Origin of the sequence: Proteus sp. HMSC14B05 (genome assembly GCF_001808035.1) — a bacterium.
GTDB lineage: Bacteria > Pseudomonadota > Gammaproteobacteria > Enterobacterales > Enterobacteriaceae > Proteus > Proteus mirabilis.
Genome location: NZ_KV791997.1, coordinates 56,908 through 74,377, shown reverse-complemented (window position 1 = coordinate 74,377; position 17,470 = coordinate 56,908). Strand labels below are relative to the sequence as shown.

Here is a 17,470-nt window from a genome sequence, read left to right as displayed (position 1 = left end):
AGCTTATCTAGAAAGCCATTGATTCTATATAAAAAAATGATAATACAACAAAGAATATATCTGTATTCTTTTGTATTTTTGTTTTCTATAAATACATAAAAACATTAAGGCTAAATTAATAAAAAATTAATTTCTCCTAAGGCAAGATTATATAAATAAAAATTTATATTTATCTTACTTAAATATTTAAAATAAACAGTTGCATATGAAAATTTTAGAATATTATTTCAAACAATTACGCACGCTCGCACAGCCAGATCGTGTTTATCTAAAAAATAAATTTATTCGTAACTTAGGTTATCAACCTAATTTTCGCCACCCCATGTCATTGAATGAAAAAATCAATGCACGTATGTTATTTGATAGAGATCCTATCTATACACGCTTAGCAGATAAAATCAGTGTCAGGGAGTATGTAAAAGAAAAGATAGGCGAAAAATATCTGGTCAAAATCCTTAATACTTATCGCCATCCAAATGAAATCGAACTTAATACACTACCTAACCGTTTCGTATTAAAATGTAATCATGACAGTGGCAGTACTATTATTTGCCTTGATAAATCTCAATTTGATTTGGAGATGGCAAAAAAGAAACTTAATTTTCATTTAAAGAGAAATCTCTACCACGTTACTCGTGAATGGCATTATAAAAATATTAGTGCGCAAATTATCTGTGAAGAGTATATCGACCTTTTTGATACTCAATGTCCGATGATCCCAACTACATGCCGTATCCACTGTTTTCATGGTCAGCCTCATTATGCGGAAATTGATATTTCGGATACAAAGGGATGCGAGTATATCAATGTTTATGATACACAATGGCAATTACAGCCTTTTACTTTAGAAGATCCCAATACCCCAGAATATATTGAAAAACCGCTACAATTTGACAATATGCTCACATTAGCCAACAAATTAGCTAACGGTTTTGCCTATTGTCGGGTCGATTTTTTAATGTCAGAAACCACACTACTGTTTAGTGAAATGACCTTTACCCCCAATGCGGGGCGCATTCCCATTAAACCAAAAGAGTGGGACTATAAATTAGGTGAACTATGGACACGTATTGCTTCTTAACAAAAGGTATATGTATATCATGAATATATTTATCACCGATTTTTACCATCGCAACGATTTGTTAGATAAAGCAGAAGCCATGATAGCCAACCATTGGCCTGCTTTTATGATGGGAACTTCTGTTGATGATAGCTATTGGGAACGCTTATATGATGTGCCTTTTTCCCATTACCAATTTATGGCGGTATTAAAAACGCAAACAGAAGAAAAGGTTATCGGTGTAATTAACTCCATTGCGTTACCTTGGCAAACCAACTCTCTCAACGATTTACCGGATGAAGGTTGGGATCGTGTTTTTCAGCTAGGCATGGAGGCTGAAGAACAACAATTACCTTGCCATCTTATTTCTGCTTTGTCGGTTACTATCGATCATCATTATCGGGGGAAAGGTATTGCTCAACGCTTAATTAATACCTTAAAGGAGCATGCAAAAAAACAAGGTTACCTCGGTGTTGCTGTACCTGTACGCCCTACATTAAAACATTGTTATCCATTGCACTCTTTTGCTGAATATTGCCAATGGAAAAACGATAATAATGAGCCTTTTGATCCTTGGATACGTACACATTGGCGCTTAGGTGCCACCACGATCAAAATTGCCCCACAGTCTATGAAAATTGAAGCACCGACAGAAAAATGGCAACAATGGACTTCATTACGATTTCCTGTCAGTGGTGACTACACCATTCCTATGGGGCTGGCACCGTTAAATATCGATATTCAACGTCAATATGGTGTCTATCTGGAACCCAACCTTTGGATGTTTCACCGCATACGTTAATCAGTGAGTCGTTGTGGATGAGTAAAAACAGTTGCTCTTCCACGGCGACAAAAACCCACCAGCGTCAAATTATATTGATTCGCCACTTCAACGGCGAGTGAGGTAGCAGCGGAAACCGCAAATAAAATTTCGGCACCACACATTGCTGATTTTTGCACCATTTCATAACTTGCACGACTTGATACTAATATTGCACCCTCTGTCCACTTTTGTTGTGTTTTTAAGCCAATCAACTTATCAAGAGCTACATGGCGCCCGACATCTTCGCAACCGCCTTGTAATTGCCCCTCAGGAGATAGCCAAGCTGCGGCATGAGTACATCCTGTTAGCTCGCCAATTTCCTGTACGGTTTTTAGTTGCTCAAGTGCGTTATCAAGCAAAGAGAGTGAAAATGTTTGTGTAAAAGGTAATGGCGCTATAGGGCGAAAAATTTCTGCTAATTGTTCTGTACCACAAATACCGCATCCGGTGCGCCCCGCCATACTACGACGTCGCTCTTTTAATTGCATAAAGCGCCGACTTGATAATTCTATTTGTACTTCTGTGCCACCATGGCAACTTTCAACGATTTCAATACTGCGAATTTCGTTAGAAGATCCTATAATGCCTTCAGATAAGGAAAATCCGACAGCAAATAACTCTAAATTTTTAGGGCTTGCCATCATAACAACGTGAGATATTCCGTTGTACACTAATGCAACTGGAACTTCGAGTGCAATATAGTCCTGCTCTGCTTGGTTAAGGGAGCCTTTGTGTTGCACAGTTGTTTGATCTATGCCAACAATTACACGTTTAGTTAACAAGTTTGTCGATTTTGTTTCATCCATAAGATGAATTCCTAATTTTATTAATACATAATAACAATACGGGTAAAACGATTTTACACTACCTATCAGGCAATGAACCTGATCCTATTAAGGATAATAGGAATAAAAAAACAATCAGCTCCTGTTTTCGTGAAGAAAATCAGAGTCAGTAAAAGCAATATATGATGAGGAGAGACCCCATGCAGGTCAGCAGAAGACAGTTCTTTAAGATCTGTGCTGGCGGTATGGCAGGTACTACAGCGGCTGCCTTAGGTTTTGCACCCGCTGTTGCGTTAGCAGGCTCACGTCAGTATAAATTACTGCGTGCCCGTGAAACTCGCAATACCTGTACGTACTGTTCTGTCGGTTGTGGACTATTAATGTATAGTCTGGGCGATGGCGTGAAAAACGCAAAAGAAACCATATTCCATATTGAAGGTGATCCTGACCACCCAGTAAACCGTGGTGCACTTTGTCCTAAAGGTGCTGGTCTCGTTGATTTTATCCATAGTAAAGGCCGTTTACAATATCCTGAATATCGTGCTCCCGGCTCAGATAAATGGGTAAAACTTTCATGGGAAGAGACCTTTGATCGTATCGCACGCTTAATGAAAAAAGATCGCGATGCCAACTTCGAAAAATTCAATAAAGAAGGTGTTGAAGTAAACCGTTGGTTATCAACGGGGATGCTTTGTGCCTCCGCAGCAAGTAACGAAACAGGCTTTTTGACCCAGAAATTCTCAAGAGCACTTGGGATGCTGGCTGTCGACAACCAAGCGCGTGTCTGACACGGACCAACGGTAGCAAGTCTTGCTCCAACATTTGGTCGCGGTGCGATGACCAACCACTGGGTTGATATGAAAAATGCCAACCTTATCGTCGTTATGGGCGGTAATGCGGCTGAAGCACACCCTGTCGGTTTCCGCTGGGCAATGGAAGCTAAAATCCATAATAAAGCCAAGTTAATTGTGATTGATCCTCGCTTCACACGTACTGCGTCTGTTGCGGATTTCTATACGCCTATTCGTTCAGGTACAGATATCACCTTCTTATCGGGGGTTATCTTATATCTGCTCGAAAATAAAAAATATCAAAAAGAGTACGTTGAGGCTTATACCAATGCCAGCTTGATTGTGCGCGAAGATTACCATTTTGATGATGGTCTCTTTAGTGGTTACGATCCTGAAAAACGTCAATATGATAAAACCACTTGGAATTACGAGATGGATGAAAATGGTTTCGCTAAACGCGACACCACGCTTCAACATCCTCGTTGTGTCTGGAATCTATTAAAAGAACACGTTAGTCGCTACACACCTGATGTGGTCACTCAGATTTGTGGTACACCAAAAGAAGATTTCTTAAAAGTCTGTGAATATATTGCTGAAACAGCGGCGAAAGATAAAACAGCCTCTTTCCTGTATGCATTAGGCTGGACTCAACACACTGTTGGTGCACAAAACATTCGTACTATGGCGATGATCCAATTACTGTTAGGTAATATGGGTATGGCAGGTGGCGGTGTTAATGCTCTACGTGGTCACTCTAATATTCAAGGTTTAACAGATCTTGGTCTGTTATCACAAAGCTTACCGGGTTACCTAACCTTGCCTTCTGAAAAGCAAACATCGTTAGAAACCTATTTAGCAGCCAATACGCCAAAACCGACCGTCCAAGGGCAGGTTAACTACTGGGGTAACTATCCTAAATTCTTCGTCAGTATGATGAAGACATTTTATGGTGATCATGCTCAACGTGATAACGATTGGGGATTCTCACTATTACCTAAATGGGATAAACCATACGACGTTCTGCAATATTTCGAAATGATGGATAAAGGTGAAGTCAATGGCTATATCTGCCAAGGCTTTAACCCTGTAGCTTCATTCCCGAATAAGAACAAAGTGATCCGTTCATTATCAAAACTGAAATTCCTTATCACCATGGATCCGTTAAATACAGAAACATCTTGTTTCTGGCAAAACCACGGTGAAGAGAATGATGTGAAAACAGCAGATATCCAAACTGAAGTTTTCCGTCTACCTACGACCTGTTTTGCTGAAGAGAACGGCTCTATTGTTAACTCAGGACGCTGGTTACAATGGCACTGGAAAGGTGCTGATGCCCCAGGAATTGCACTGCCTGATGGTGAAATTCTCTCAGGTATTTTCCATCGTTTACGCCAACTTTATAAAGAAGAAGGTGGCGCAATGCCTGAGCAGGTGTTGAATATGACTTGGGATTACTTTGATCCTAATAATCCAACATCTGAAGAAGTGGCTCAAGAGAGCAATGGTAAAGCCCTTGTCGACTTAAAAGACGCTGATGGCAATATCATTTTGAAGAAAGGTCAGCAACTAAGCTCATTTGCTCAGTTACGTGATGATGGTACAACGGCAAGTGGCTGTTGGATCTTCGCGGGTAGCTGGACAGAAAAAGGCAACCAAATGGCTAACCGTGATAACTCAGACCCATCAGGTTTGGGTAACACATTAGGTTGGGCGTGGGCATGGCCTTTAAACCGTCGCATTATTTACAACCGTGCATCAGCAGATCCACAAGGTCAACCATGGGATCCAAAACGCAAGTTAATCGAATGGGATGGTAGCAAATGGACAGGTATTGATGTACCTGACTATAGCAATGCCGCACCTGGCTCTGATGTTGGTCCATTTATTATGCAACCTGAAGGTATGGGGCGTTTATTCGCTATCGACAAGATGGCAGAAGGTCCATTCCCTGAACACTATGAGCCAATTGAAACCCCATTAGGTACCAACCCACTGCATCCAAATGTTGTTTCAAACCCAGCAGCACGTGTGTTTAAAGATGACTGGAAAGAGATGGGTAAAGCAGAAGAGTTCCCATATGTAGGTACGACTTACCGTCTGACTGAGCATTTCCACTTCTGGACAAAACATGCGCTGTTAAATGCCATTATTCAGCCTCAACAATTTATCGAAATCGGTGAACGGTTAGCGGCAGAAAAAGGTATTTCTCAAGGTGATACCGTTAAAGTCAGTTCCAAACGTGGTTACATTAAAGCAAAAGCTGTAGTGACCAAACGTATTAGAACACTTGATGTTGATGGTCGCAAAGTGGATACCATTGGTATTCCGATCCACTGGGGTTTTGAAGGGGTTGCGGTTAAAGGCTTTATTGCTAATACCCTAACGCCATTCGTCGGTGATGCAAATACACAAACGCCAGAATTTAAAGCGTTCCTTGTTAATGTGGAAAAGGTGTAAGGAGATAAATTATGTCACTGCAATCACAAGACATTATTCGTCGCTCTGCCACCAATTCCCTTACTCCCGCACCACAAGTGCGGGATTACAAGGAAGAAGTGGCAAAACTTATCGACGTTACCACCTGTATTGGTTGTAAAGCCTGTCAGGTTGCTTGTTCTGAATGGAACGATATCCGCGATAAAATTGGTACTAACGTCGGTGTTTATGACAACCCAACGGACTTAACGGCTAAATCATGGACAGTGATGCGTTTCTCTGAAGTTGAAGAGAATGGCAAATTGGAATGGTTGATCCGTAAAGATGGTTGTATGCATTGTGCTGATCCGGGCTGTTTAAAAGCATGTCCTGCAGAAGGCGCTATCATTCAATATGCTAACGGTATTGTGGACTTCCAATCTGAGCACTGTATCGGATGTGGTTACTGTATTGCTGGTTGTCCTTTTAACGTACCGCGTATTAATGAAGAAGATAACCGTGCTTATAAATGCACCTTGTGTGTAGACCGTGTTGAAGTGGGTCAAGAGCCGGCTTGTGTTAAAACCTGTCCGACTGGTGCTATCCATTTTGGCTCAAAAGAGTCGATGATTAATCTTGCCAATGAACGTGTTACAGAGTTACAAACTCGTGGCTATGACAACGCTGGACTCTACGATCCACAAGGCGTTGGTGGCACACACGTTATGTACGTGCTTCATCACGCGGATAAACCCAACCTGTACCATGGTTTACCAGAAAACCCAGAAATTAGCTCAACGGTTAAATTCTGGAAAGGTATTTGGAAACCATTAGCGGCGGTTGGTTTTGCTGCTACATTTGCAGGTGCTATCTTCCACTACTTAGGTGTTGGCCCTAACCGCACCACCGAAGAAGATGAAGAAGCGGCACAAAAAGAGATGGAAGCATCTTCTAAAACACAGACCTCTGTGAATAAGGAGGAGCAAAAATGATGAAGAAGAAAGGTGATAAAATTCTTCGCCATACCGCATCAGAGCGAATTAATCACTGGGTTGTTGTGATTGTATTTCTATTCACAGCCATCAGTGGTTTGGGTTTCTTCTTCCCATCTCTGAACTGGTTTATGAACATTTTAGGTACGCCTCAACTGTCACGTTTACTTCACCCATTTGTGGGGAGTGCGATGGCGATTTTGTTTATCTTTATGTTCTTCAGATACCTGAAGTACAACTTTATTGATAAAGATGACTTAGTTTGGGCTAAAAATATTCATAAAGTGCTAAAAAATGAAGAAGCGGGTGATATTGGTCACTATAACTTAGGTCAGAAAGGCATTTACTGGGCATTATCTATCAGTTTGATCCTGCTGACGGTCAGTGGCATCATCATCTGGCGTCCTTATTTTGCTGAATATTTCTCCATTCCGGTGATTCGTATTGCATTGCTGGTGCACTCATTTGCCGCAATCTTACTGATTATTACCGTTATCGTTCACGCTTATGCAGCGTTTTGGGTGAAAGGCTCAATTCGTAGCATGGTTGAAGGTTGGGTGACTCGCGGTTGGGCGAAAAAACACCATCCTCGCTGGTATCGTGAAGTACTGGAAGAAGAGAAAAAAGAAGCCGAAAAGCAGTCACAGAAATAATGCACTAACGCTAATTTGCTGAACAAACGGAGGCTGACTGTTGCCTCCGTTTTTATTTTATTTACCCGATCATCTTCAAGCGTAAATAAACAAGAAATTGACTATATCCTTACCTGCTGTCATGGCTTCAAGTAAAATTTTGCATTATTCTGATGCCAATATTTGTAGGTAATACACTATGAAGGAAGATAGAACGTTATGAGTATTCGCATCGTTCCTAAAGAGCAATTAGGTAAAGAGCCATCAGAAAAAAGCATCAGCTTTATTCCACCGGTGTTATTCCCGAATTTAAAAAACCTCTACCAACGTCGTGCTGAACGTTTTCAAGCATTAGCCAAAGACAATCCTTTCGCTGATTATCTTGAATTTGCTGCCGAAATTGCCTTAGCACAAGAAAAAGCATTACATGATAACCCGCTTGAATTAGATTTAACCCCGTTACTTTCTCAACAAACGGGTATAGCGCCGTTAGATAAAAAGACCTTTAAGCGTAGTAAGCATTGGCATGCATTACTCGCCTCAATCATTGCGGAATTACAATCCGTTGTACCTGAAAGTGCTAAAATTGCCTTAGAAAATCTCTCTAAAGCCTCTGAAACCGAATTAGAAGAGATGGCAACAGCACTATTAAACGATGAATACTCAAAAGTTTCCGCTGATAAATCAGTGTTTATTTGGGCGGCATTATCACTTTACTGGGCGCAACTGGCGGCAAACATTCCCGGTAAAGCGAAAACAGAATATGGCGAAAATCGCCAATTTTGCCCCGTTTGTAACAGTATGCCTGTATCGAGTATGGTACAAATTGGCACCACTCAAGGACTGCGTTATTTACACTGTAATTTATGTGAAACCGAATGGCACGTGGTACGTATAAAATGTACTAATTGTGAACTAACGGGCAAATTAAATTACTGGTCTCTTGATAGTGAAAATGCGCCAGTCAAAGCAGAAAGCTGTGGCGATTGTGGTAGTTATTTAAAAATTTTATACCAAGAAAAAGATGCTAACGTCGATGCTGTAGCTGACGATTTAGCCTCCCTTATTCTTGATGCAAAAATGGAAGAAGAAGGTTTTGCACGCAGTAGTATTAACCCCCTTCTATTCCCCAATGAATAATAATTAGGTATTAACATGACACATGATACGCGTTCACTTTACAGTCAACTGTCATCGATAGACAGTTTGCTCCATCAGGTTGACATTCAAACTTTAGTTGATGGTTATGGGCAGACCTTTATCGTTGAACATTTACGCAAACTACAAGAAGAAGCGCGTATCATTATTCGACAAAATAATCAGTTACCGCAATGGCATGATAATTGGGCGGAAGAATTAAAAAATCGTATTGCATTACAACGAAAAGCCGCCATAAAACCGGTTTTTAATTTAACAGGGACGGTATTACACACCAATTTAGGTCGTGCGTTAATGGCAGAGTCAGCGATTGAAGCGGTAAGCCAAGTCATGCGCTCTCCGGCAACATTAGAATACTCCCTTGATGGTGCTTCTCGAGGACATCGTGATCGAGCCATTGCCGATCTGTTATGTGAATTAACTGGCGCCGAAGATGCTTGTATTGTTAATAATAATGCAGCTGCCGTTTTATTAATGCTGGCCACCGTCGCACCAGATAAAGAAGTGGTTGTTTCTCGTGGCGAATTAGTTGAAATCGGCGGTGCTTTTCGTATTCCTGATGTGATGTGCCAAGCGGGATGTCGTTTAAAAGAGGTGGGAACCACTAACCGTACCCATCTAAAAGATTACCGTAACGCGATTAACGAAAATACTGGGTTGCTAATGAAAGTTCATACCAGCAACTACAGCATTCAAGGCTTTACCGCTGAAGTTGAAGGTGCACAACTTGCTGCGCTGGGTAAAGAGATGAATTTACCCACCGCCATAGACTTAGGCAGTGGCTCTATGACCAATTTGGCTGCACTGGGTTTACCTAGCGAGCCGATGCCACAGGACTATTTGCAACAGGGTATAGATTTAGTCACTTTTTCAGGAGATAAACTATTAGGTGGCCCACAAGCAGGAATTATTCTAGGTAAAAAAGCGTGGATAGAAGCCATCCAACATCACCCTCTAAAACGAGCGTTACGTGTCGATAAAATGACATTGGCAGCATTAGATGCCACCTTAAGACTTTATCAACAACCTGAAAAAATGATCAAGGATATCCCGACATTACGTTTACTCACTCGTACACAAACCGAAATTCATGATATGGCGCAACGGTTACTTCCTCATTTTCAGGCATATTATGGCGATAACTACCATATCACAATATCCTCATGTGCTTCGCAAATAGGAAGTGGCTCGTTACCGATTGAAAGCTTACCCAGTGCAGCCCTTACCTTTGCTGCCAAAGATGGGAAAGGAAGTCAATTAGATGCCCTTGCGGCACATTGGCGTAACCTAGAAAAACCTATTATCGGCCGTATTACGGATGGTCGCTTATGGCTCGACCTACGTTGTCTTGAGGATGAAAATGCATTAATACAGGCTCTATCACTATGATTTTTGCGACAGCCGGTCACGTAGACCACGGAAAAACAACATTAATACAAGCGATCACCGGTGTAGATACGACTCACTTACCTGAAGAGAAAAAACGCGGTATGACCATCGATTTAGGTTATGCCTATTGGCCACAAACCGATGGATCAGTCATTGGTTTTGTCGATGTCCCCGGTCATGAAAAGTTTCTTTCTAATATGTTGGCAGGTATTGGGGGAATTTCTCACGCCTTATTAATTGTCGCTTGTGATGACGGTGTGATGGCACAAACTATTGAACATACAGCTATCTTACGTCTTGCCGGTTGTCCTAACATCACCGTGATCCTCACCAAAGCAGATCGTGTAGAGCCACCACGTATTGATGAAGTTAAACAGCAGATAACCACACACTTACTTAATCTAGGTTGGTCAGCACCACAAATCTTTGTCACTTCAGCCTCAACTGGCGTGGGTATCGCGCAATTACGAGACTATTTAGTTACCCTACATCAGCAAGAGCAACAACACCCTCAATGGCATAAGCGTTTTCGCTTAGCAATTGATCGTGTATTTAGTATTAAAGGTGCGGGTTTGGTGGTCACAGGTACTGCACTTGCCGGGCAAATTGCGCTAGGTGATACTTTTTGGCTAACCGGTGCAGACAAACCGGTAAGAATTAGGGCATTACATGCGCAAAATCAGCCAGTAGAACAAGCTGGTGCAGGTATGCGCATTGCGATAAATATTAGTGGTGATGTCAGTAAAGAAACGGTTTCTCGTGGTGATTGGTTACTATCACAAGCACCACTTTATCCTTCACACAAAATATTAGTCAGTCTAACAGCTGATGAACCTATTAAACATTGGCAACCGGTTCATATTCATCATGGTACACGCCATATTACAGGACGTATTGCACTATTAAATAATACCGATGAAACACCGCTATTAACAGAGCTTATTCTTGATGAACCCTTGTGGTTGGTGGATAACGATAGACTGATTTTACGCGATATCAGTGCACAACGAACTTTAGCGGCGGCCAAAGTGCTCTGCTTACACTCTCCTCGTCGGGGTAAACGACAAGCTGAATTTTTATCTTGGCTAAGTGCACTTGATAAAGCCAACACGGTGAGTGATAACCTCGCACTCTATTTACCCAAAGGTGAATTGTTATTGACACAATTTGCTTGGGCACAGCAACTGACGGAAACCGCACTTGATACGCTATTAACCACCTTTGATGTTATTTCTATTTCCGGCGTCGTCATTTCGAAAGCCAATGCCGAACAGGCCAAAGCAAAACTATTACGCACACTAGAAGAATATCACCAGCAACATAACGATCAAATGGGTGTGGGGCGTTCCCGTTTAAAACGTATGGCTCTTCCTACTTATCACGATGAGCTGGTTTATCACTTAATTGATCAGTTACGCCAAGAAGGTGCTATTAAGCAAACTCGAGGCTGGCTACATCTACCAACACATGGGTTAGCCTTCTCAGCAGAGCAAGAGGCACTATGGCAGATTGCCAAAAACTATTTTCAACAATCAGAGCCTTGGTGGGTTCGTGATCTCGCCCATGAAATGAAACATGATGAAAAAGTCATACGAAGCTTATTACGCAAAGCTGCTCAACTAGGTCTTATTATCCCCATTATTGCCGATCGCTATTATACTCATGATTCGATAGAAAAATTTGCCGCTATCATCGTAAAATATAACGAAACCAACGGCAGTGTGACCGCAGCCGATTTTCGTGATGAACTGGCCGTAGGTCGCAAACTTGCCGTACAAATTCTTGAGTATTTTGACCGAACAGGGTTCACTCGACGTAAAAAAGATCTTCATATCTTACGAGATAAAGGGTTATTCTAACTTAACTGGTTACTCTTTATGATTGGCTGGATGTGAGCATTCAGCCTATTAAGGTATTCTTCGCTTGTCTTTATCAATAAACTTTTAATCACTATGCTCGGAAGAGATATGAAAAAATTATCAGGGCGTATATATCTTGCGCTTGTTCTTATTGCTTCATTATTTATTGTCTTTGAGAAAGCTTCTCTAATTTATACCGCACTACTATCTGTCAGTGTTTATTTTATTATTTTTACGCTGTGTTTTGTTTTATCGTCCCGCGCGCTATTCTCGGCAATCACAACAGGGACACTCTTTATCATTATCAAGTTTATCAATCAGCTTAAAGTCCACTATTATAAAGAGTCACTGCTATTTTCAGATTTTAACCTTGCTTTTGATAGCTCAAATTTAGGCACCTTAACGCAGTATTGGGAAGCCGGTGTCGCGATTATTGCCATGGCTATTTGGCTAATCATTAATATGGTTACCGCGTGGCGTTTCTCCCGTAAATCACCTATTGCTACACGCCTAAGTAGCTTATTGCTCATTATTATTGGCCTTACAACTATTCATTTTACAGTCAATAAATGGCAATCGGAGTGGGAAGGTACGCTTCCCGGTGGTCGAGGAACTGTGACTAATCTAATTATGTCGGGTTATCAAACGGCTTATCATCCCCCTTACTATGCACAAAGTGCAGACTACTTTATCGAGCAAGCCAACCGTGTGGTCTTACCGGAAACACAAACCGAGGTAAAACCCGATATTGTTGTATTACTACAAGAATCTACCGTAAACCCAAGCATTTACCAATTTGATAAAAACGTGGATTTGCCCGATCTTTTTATGTTTAAAAAAGATGAAGGTGTCAGTGCCCAAAGCCCATTACGAGTACAAACCTTTGGTGGAGGAACTTGGCTTTCTGAATTCTCAGTATTAACCGGTCTAAATACCGATGATTTTGGTGCACGTAAAAACTCTGTGTTCTATTTTGTGGTTGATAAACTCAATGAAAGTTTATTCCGCCAACTCAAATCTCAAGGGTATTACACCGTACTGCTCACCCCTTTTAATCGTAACGCCTATCACGCGGGATATGCTTATGAAAAATTAGGGGTAGATGAGATTATCCAGCCACAAGAATTGGGTTATCCGGGGAGTTTAGAAGAGAATTTATGGACTATCCCTACCCAAGATATGATTAATTATCTAAAAGAAATCTTAAAAACACATACAGATAAGCCATTATTTATCTTTTCTTTAACTATGTATGAGCATGGCCCTTATAAAGGCTCACATAGTGATGATTATCAATTAGCTGGTCAGACAGAAAGCCCTGATGCACCGGGTAAATTTAGCCACTATATGGAAAAAATTATTGCCAGTGATCCGGCTATTGAAGATTTTTCTCACTTTGTCGCAAATAGAGAGCGCCCCACCCTGTTTCTTTATTTTGGTGATCATCAACCTAATATTGACCTAAAAAATTATCAATCACCTTTTAGTGATCCAGCACATATTACTCAATTCACCTTAAGGGATAATTTAACGCAAGGTGCAACCCTTTCTACTGGAGAATTAACGGATATTAATTTCTTAGGGGGAATGTTGTTAGAGCGCGCTCGTTTACCCTTATCACCTTACTATAAAGCGAATATTCAAATGCGCCATTTATGCCAAGGCAAATTAAATGATTGTGAGGATGAAAAATTAGTTAATAGTTATAAGAACTATATTTATGACAAATTAAACGTTGCCGGTGGCAAAGATAATTAATTTTCAAATTTACTGATAAAAGGTGATCGGGATTACTAATCTGTAACAACACGATTATTGACTCGTCCTGATATCGAACAAAAAAGAGGCTAATAACTGGCCTCTTTTTATTTTAATGGTTATATCCACCGGGGCTAATTAATAGTCATTGTGATTATTCTGCGCAAAGGCGGCTAATAAATGTAAGGCTGAAGAGTAATAATCCGTATCCTTAGTTAAATCGACATTTTCAATTGCTGTTTTCATTGTCAGATCTCTTACCGCCATCATACCTGGCGTTAAGTTATAATCGGCGCGCTCTTTACCATCAATGCTGATCCACGCAGGCGTCTTATCACGATCAAATTTTTGCCAATAATTCACAAAAGGTTGTAATGCGAGTTTATCTTGTGCCCATGCTAAATAAAGAGGAATGCGAATAGCATCAAAACTAAATCGTGCTGGCCATTTTTCACTCGGGGCAAGATGACCATCAGGGTATAAACTTACCCAATCACTTGGTAATTTATATTTACCAAAACGCATTTTTCTTAATAAGGATTGGCTATCGTTAATTAAATTTTTCCAGCGACTATCATGACTAACTCGATAGAAATCTTTCCATGCCGGAAAGATAAAATAGGAGGGGTTAATGATAATTTCTTCGGGGGTTTTAAAACCATTAATTCCCGGTAAGAGTACACTGTAGTTTTCTGTCTTCACTAAAGTGTGTTCAAGGATCGCATGCTGAATAGAATCTGACGCTGAAAGATAGCTTTCATCATGCCATTTTTCCCCGGCCTTTAATAATGCCCAAGCAATTAAAATATCACCATCTGTTGCATTATTAGGATCGGGTGTATGTTGGTTATTTTCGGGTTCATAACGCCATTTAAATAAGCCAAGATCACCACGATACAGCGACATTGCCGTCCAGTGCCATAATTGTGCAAAGGTTTGGCGATCGTCACTCATAACCGCCATTAACATGCCATATCCTTGACCTTCTGAGTGTGAAATATTTTGATTAGCACTATCAATGACACGCCCCTCGGGAGTAATGTAACGCGCTTTAAATTGTTGCCATCCTGCTTGGGTTTCTGTCGCTTGTGTCATTGGGGATATCATTAACATCACACTTAGTGTTAGCAAAATACCAAGTCGATGAGTCAATCGAGATAACTGTCTTATGGACATTGTCTCTTTCTCCTTCTTTTGCCGACCGCTAAATGAACTCGGTCGGCATACTACTGATTATTGCAAAATAGCCTCAAAAAATTGTCATCACACTGTTATCGACTTCTTTTAGTGTTGGGCGATTATTGGCCATAGTTTGGGATAATACATCTTTTGCATATAACTCTTGTATCCAATGAGCGAACTCTTCTTTCAGTTCGCTATTATGTAAACCATACTCAACAAAGGCTTTCATATAACCGAGTTTATTACCACAATCATGAGATTTACCAACTAAGGTGTAAGCTTCGGCAACCTCTTTTCTCAATAAGAGATCAATAGCATCCGTTAATTGGATTTCGCCACCAACACCCGCAGGCAACCCATCGAGTAACGGCCAGATTTCTGCAGAGAAAACATAGCGCCCCACCACAGAAAGATTAGAAGGTGCTTGTTCTGGATTAGGTTTTTCCACAATACGACGAATAGGCGCCCAGTTACCTTGTGGACAAAAAACACCTTGGCAATCAACAATTCCATATTGATGTACTTGAGTGAGTGCGACAGGTTCAACCATAATTTGGCTACGCTCTGTTTTTTGGAAGCGTTTGATCATGGCAGATAAGTTATCATGGCAAGGATCACAGTAGTGAGAATTTAATAGCACATCGGGGAGTAACACAATAAAAGGATTATCACCAATGACAGGGTGAGCACAACAAATGGCATGCCCTAATCCTAATGCTTGCCCTTGGCGAATTTGGATAATTTTTACATTTTCAGGACAAATAGAACGAACTTCTTTTAATAATTTATTTTTTATTCGTTGCTCTAACATATTCTCTAATTCAAAGCTGGTATCAAAATGATCAGCAATTGAATTTTTAGATGAATGTGTCACTAAAATAATTTCTTCAACGCCCGCTTGTGCACACTCTTCAACAATATATTGAATTAAAGGACGATCAACTATCGGTAACATTTCTTTTGGAATGGATTTAGTTGCAGGTAACATACGTGTGCCTAATCCAGCGACAGGAATAACAGCTTTCATCATAATATACTCCTCAAATAATTATTTATATAAAAACAATACATTGTTATTAATTGAAAATGATTTTCTTTTATTTTCTTTTCTAAAAAACTCTCTATTTAAAATATAAGTATCCCTCTCCAGATAAGGAGATTTTTATTTATTAATAATGATTTTTATTTGAAATATAGTGTTATTTAATACTCTGAATAAAAACCGTATTTATTTCCTCCTTTCTCTTTTATTGCATAAAGCTGTTTATCTGCTGACTTTAATAGTTCAGATAATGTCTTGCCATCCTTAGGGTATTCAGCAATACCTAAGCTAATAGAAGGAACGATTATTTTTTCTTTATTGATTTTTATCGGTTTTTCCATCCCTCGCCATAGCGATTCGATGATCTCCAATAACAATAAAGAGCAAGAACGTAATCCAGCAGGGAAAAGTACCGCAAATTCATCGCCACCAAGTCGCCCACAGTAAACCTGCTGGCGTTCTAAGGCTAATAAACGCTGCGCTATCTCACATAAAACATGATCACCAATAGCATGGCCATATTGATCATTAATCGTTTTGAATTTATCACAATCAATAATCCCAAGACAAAAAGATGAAGGTGTCGCAATATTTAATCGCTCCTGTTCAATTTTCTCAATAATACTTAGACGGTTAGCCATTCCAGTTAAAGAGTCAATATAGCTTTTATTTAATAAATCATTTCTTAACTTTACTTTATCCGTGATATCTAAACTTAAAAATGCATAATGAGAAATTAGATTATTTTTATCAAAAATTGGAACGATATTAATATCTTCCCATACTTCTTGTTTATTTTTATTTGGGTGTTTTGCCTCTAATCTTATTACCTCTTTATTATCACTAATGTTAGAAAACACATCTTGATTTTCATCAACTAAATAAAACAAGTTATATCTTTTATTTTTTATACTTTCAAAATTAATATGATTAAATTGGCAGTATTTTTTATTAGCGTAGATAATATTACCTTTTATATCTGTTACTATCATCATAAATACATAATTAGTAAATTGCTTCATTAATAAGTCATTAACAATATTATTATTAATTACTAATTCACTCATTTTTTCCTCCTATGCTTATCAATAAAGCATAGTTTTTATTATTTATTTGATGAACTATTCGCATAACGAAAAATAAAGGCATCTTTTGCATCTGTAGCTTGACGGTGCACATGCATTTTATCATTTCCCCCTTGATGAGTAAGCCAGCCTTCATATAGCCCTTCTAATACACTGGCACTCGCTGCACGCCAATTAGCTTCCTCTTCATTTGCTGAAAAATGTGGCCATGCACAGTGCACTAATAGCAACTCACTCATTGCTGGAGAGATAGTCACAAAGCCCCACTTAAACAGTGTTAAAACTTGATTGATATGTGATTCTAATGACTGGATATTTTCGCTATCAGGTAATGGGTAACGTTGAGCGATATCTTTCCCGATATCCCTTAATTTATTTTCGGCCTGCGTAATATCGTTATCACTAACTATTTGAAAAAATAATAGTTGTGTCAGATCTTGCCAACCGCTTTCAAAAGGTAACTGTAATATATCGCTATCATGTTGGTTCATTACTTATC

14 protein-coding genes are annotated in these 17,470 nt (G+C 39.8%); 9 read left to right on the top strand and 5 right to left on the bottom strand.

Features of this window, described 5'->3' with window-relative positions:
* Nucleotides 1-205: 205 nt before the first annotated feature.
* Together HMPREF3129_RS13220 and HMPREF3129_RS13215 are read left to right on the top strand one after the other, a co-directional pair.
* Complete coding sequence (locus tag HMPREF3129_RS13220; protein ID WP_036919416.1) at nt 206-1,081, top strand: ATP-grasp fold amidoligase family protein; 876 nt, start codon at nt 206-208, stop codon at nt 1,079-1,081.
* Between the two features lie 19 nt (nt 1,082-1,100).
* A complete protein-coding gene (locus HMPREF3129_RS13215; protein WP_036919413.1) occupies nt 1,101-1,862 on the top strand; it encodes a GNAT family N-acetyltransferase in 762 nt (253 codons plus the stop codon).
* Here the strand turns inward: HMPREF3129_RS13215 and fdhD are convergent.
* Nucleotides 1,859-2,689 carry a formate dehydrogenase accessory sulfurtransferase FdhD gene (gene fdhD / locus HMPREF3129_RS13210; protein ID WP_004246534.1) on the bottom strand — a complete coding sequence of 277 codons (831 nt, stop codon included), beginning with the start codon at nt 2,687-2,689 and terminating at the stop codon, nt 1,859-1,861. The two genes, HMPREF3129_RS13215 and fdhD, sit on opposite strands and share 4 nt — an antisense overlap.
* A 179-nt stretch (nt 2,690-2,868) precedes the next feature.
* On the opposite strand from fdhD, the gene fdnG reads away from it, so the two are divergent.
* The 7 genes from fdnG (at nt 2,869) to HMPREF3129_RS13170 (ending at nt 13,662) form a co-directional block, all read left to right on the top strand.
* The gene (gene fdnG / locus HMPREF3129_RS13200) at nt 2,869-5,916 is read left to right on the top strand and encodes a formate dehydrogenase-N subunit alpha (RefSeq protein ID WP_083297157.1); all 3,048 of its coding nucleotides are present in this window, start codon (nt 2,869-2,871) and stop codon (nt 5,914-5,916) included.
* Nucleotides 5,917-5,927: 11 nt separating this feature from the next.
* A complete protein-coding gene (fdxH, locus tag HMPREF3129_RS13195) occupies nt 5,928-6,866 on the top strand; it encodes a formate dehydrogenase subunit beta (protein WP_004246537.1) in 939 nt (312 codons plus the stop codon).
* Nucleotides 6,863-7,519 (top strand): formate dehydrogenase cytochrome b556 subunit, encoded by a 657-nt coding sequence (gene fdoI, locus HMPREF3129_RS13190; RefSeq protein ID WP_004246538.1) that lies wholly within the window; start codon nt 6,863-6,865, stop codon nt 7,517-7,519. The genes fdxH and fdoI overlap by 4 nt, the downstream gene beginning before the upstream one ends.
* A gap of 198 nt (nt 7,520-7,717) precedes the next feature.
* Nucleotides 7,718-8,638, top strand: coding sequence for a formate dehydrogenase accessory protein FdhE (fdhE, locus tag HMPREF3129_RS13185; RefSeq protein WP_004246539.1), 921 nt, complete (start codon nt 7,718-7,720; stop codon nt 8,636-8,638).
* Between the two features lie 15 nt (nt 8,639-8,653).
* A complete protein-coding gene (gene selA / locus HMPREF3129_RS13180; protein ID WP_004249787.1) occupies nt 8,654-10,045 on the top strand; it encodes an L-seryl-tRNA(Sec) selenium transferase in 1,392 nt (463 codons plus the stop codon).
* Nucleotides 10,042-11,904 carry a selenocysteine-specific translation elongation factor gene (gene selB, locus HMPREF3129_RS13175; protein WP_070487066.1) on the top strand — a complete coding sequence of 621 codons (1,863 nt, stop codon included), beginning with the start codon at nt 10,042-10,044 and terminating at the stop codon, nt 11,902-11,904. Before selA ends, selB begins: the two co-directional genes overlap by 4 nt.
* Before the next feature lie 108 nt (nt 11,905-12,012).
* Entirely contained in the window at nt 12,013-13,662 is a 1,650-nt protein-coding gene (locus HMPREF3129_RS13170) for an LTA synthase family protein (RefSeq protein ID WP_012368625.1), read from the top strand.
* A 138-nt stretch (nt 13,663-13,800) separates the two neighbouring features.
* On the opposite strand, the gene HMPREF3129_RS13165 is transcribed toward HMPREF3129_RS13170, so the two are convergent.
* The 4 genes from HMPREF3129_RS13165 to bcsD all read right to left on the bottom strand — a co-directional run bounded on the left by HMPREF3129_RS13165 (nt 13,801) and on the right by bcsD (nt 17,462).
* Nucleotides 13,801-14,838, bottom strand: a complete 1,038-nt coding sequence (locus HMPREF3129_RS13165) for a family 8 glycosyl hydrolase (RefSeq protein WP_036919408.1) — start codon at nt 14,836-14,838, stop codon at nt 13,801-13,803.
* 73 nt (nt 14,839-14,911) lie between these two features.
* On the bottom strand, nt 14,912-15,874 hold the full coding sequence (gene galU / locus HMPREF3129_RS13160) for a UTP--glucose-1-phosphate uridylyltransferase GalU (protein WP_020946490.1): 963 nt from the start codon (nt 15,872-15,874) through the stop codon (nt 14,912-14,914).
* Between the two features lie 173 nt (nt 15,875-16,047).
* Nucleotides 16,048-16,953, bottom strand: a complete 906-nt coding sequence (locus HMPREF3129_RS13155) for a sensor domain-containing diguanylate cyclase (RefSeq protein ID WP_049194458.1) — start codon at nt 16,951-16,953, stop codon at nt 16,048-16,050.
* Nucleotides 16,954-16,991: 38 nt separating this feature from the next.
* On the bottom strand, nt 16,992-17,462 hold the full coding sequence (gene bcsD / locus HMPREF3129_RS13150) for a cellulose biosynthesis protein BcsD (RefSeq protein WP_017628733.1): 471 nt from the start codon (nt 17,460-17,462) through the stop codon (nt 16,992-16,994).
* Between the last annotated feature and the right edge of the window lie 8 nt (nt 17,463-17,470).

What these genes read in the sequence shown, in the direction of transcription:
- HMPREF3129_RS13220 (WP_036919416.1), top strand. Translation starts at nt 206, where the DNA reads ATGAAAATTTTAGAATATTATTTCAAACAATTACGCACGCTCGCACAG.
- HMPREF3129_RS13215 (WP_036919413.1), top strand. Translation starts at nt 1,101, where the DNA reads ATGAATATATTTATCACCGATTTTTACCATCGCAACGATTTGTTAGAT.
- fdhD (WP_004246534.1), bottom strand. Translation starts at nt 2,689, where the DNA reads ATGGATGAAACAAAATCGACAAACTTGTTAACTAAACGTGTAATTGTT.
- fdxH (WP_004246537.1), top strand. Translation starts at nt 5,928, where the DNA reads ATGTCACTGCAATCACAAGACATTATTCGTCGCTCTGCCACCAATTCC.
- fdoI (WP_004246538.1), top strand. Translation starts at nt 6,863, where the DNA reads ATGATGAAGAAGAAAGGTGATAAAATTCTTCGCCATACCGCATCAGAG.
- fdhE (WP_004246539.1), top strand. Translation starts at nt 7,718, where the DNA reads ATGAGTATTCGCATCGTTCCTAAAGAGCAATTAGGTAAAGAGCCATCA.
- selA (WP_004249787.1), top strand. Translation starts at nt 8,654, where the DNA reads ATGACACATGATACGCGTTCACTTTACAGTCAACTGTCATCGATAGAC.
- selB (WP_070487066.1), top strand. Translation starts at nt 10,042, where the DNA reads ATGATTTTTGCGACAGCCGGTCACGTAGACCACGGAAAAACAACATTA.
- HMPREF3129_RS13170 (WP_012368625.1), top strand. Translation starts at nt 12,013, where the DNA reads ATGAAAAAATTATCAGGGCGTATATATCTTGCGCTTGTTCTTATTGCT.
- HMPREF3129_RS13165 (WP_036919408.1), bottom strand. Translation starts at nt 14,838, where the DNA reads ATGTCCATAAGACAGTTATCTCGATTGACTCATCGACTTGGTATTTTG.
- galU (WP_020946490.1), bottom strand. Translation starts at nt 15,874, where the DNA reads ATGATGAAAGCTGTTATTCCTGTCGCTGGATTAGGCACACGTATGTTA.
- HMPREF3129_RS13155 (WP_049194458.1), bottom strand. Translation starts at nt 16,953, where the DNA reads ATGAGTGAATTAGTAATTAATAATAATATTGTTAATGACTTATTAATG.
- bcsD (WP_017628733.1), bottom strand. Translation starts at nt 17,462, where the DNA reads ATGAACCAACATGATAGCGATATATTACAGTTACCTTTTGAAAGCGGT.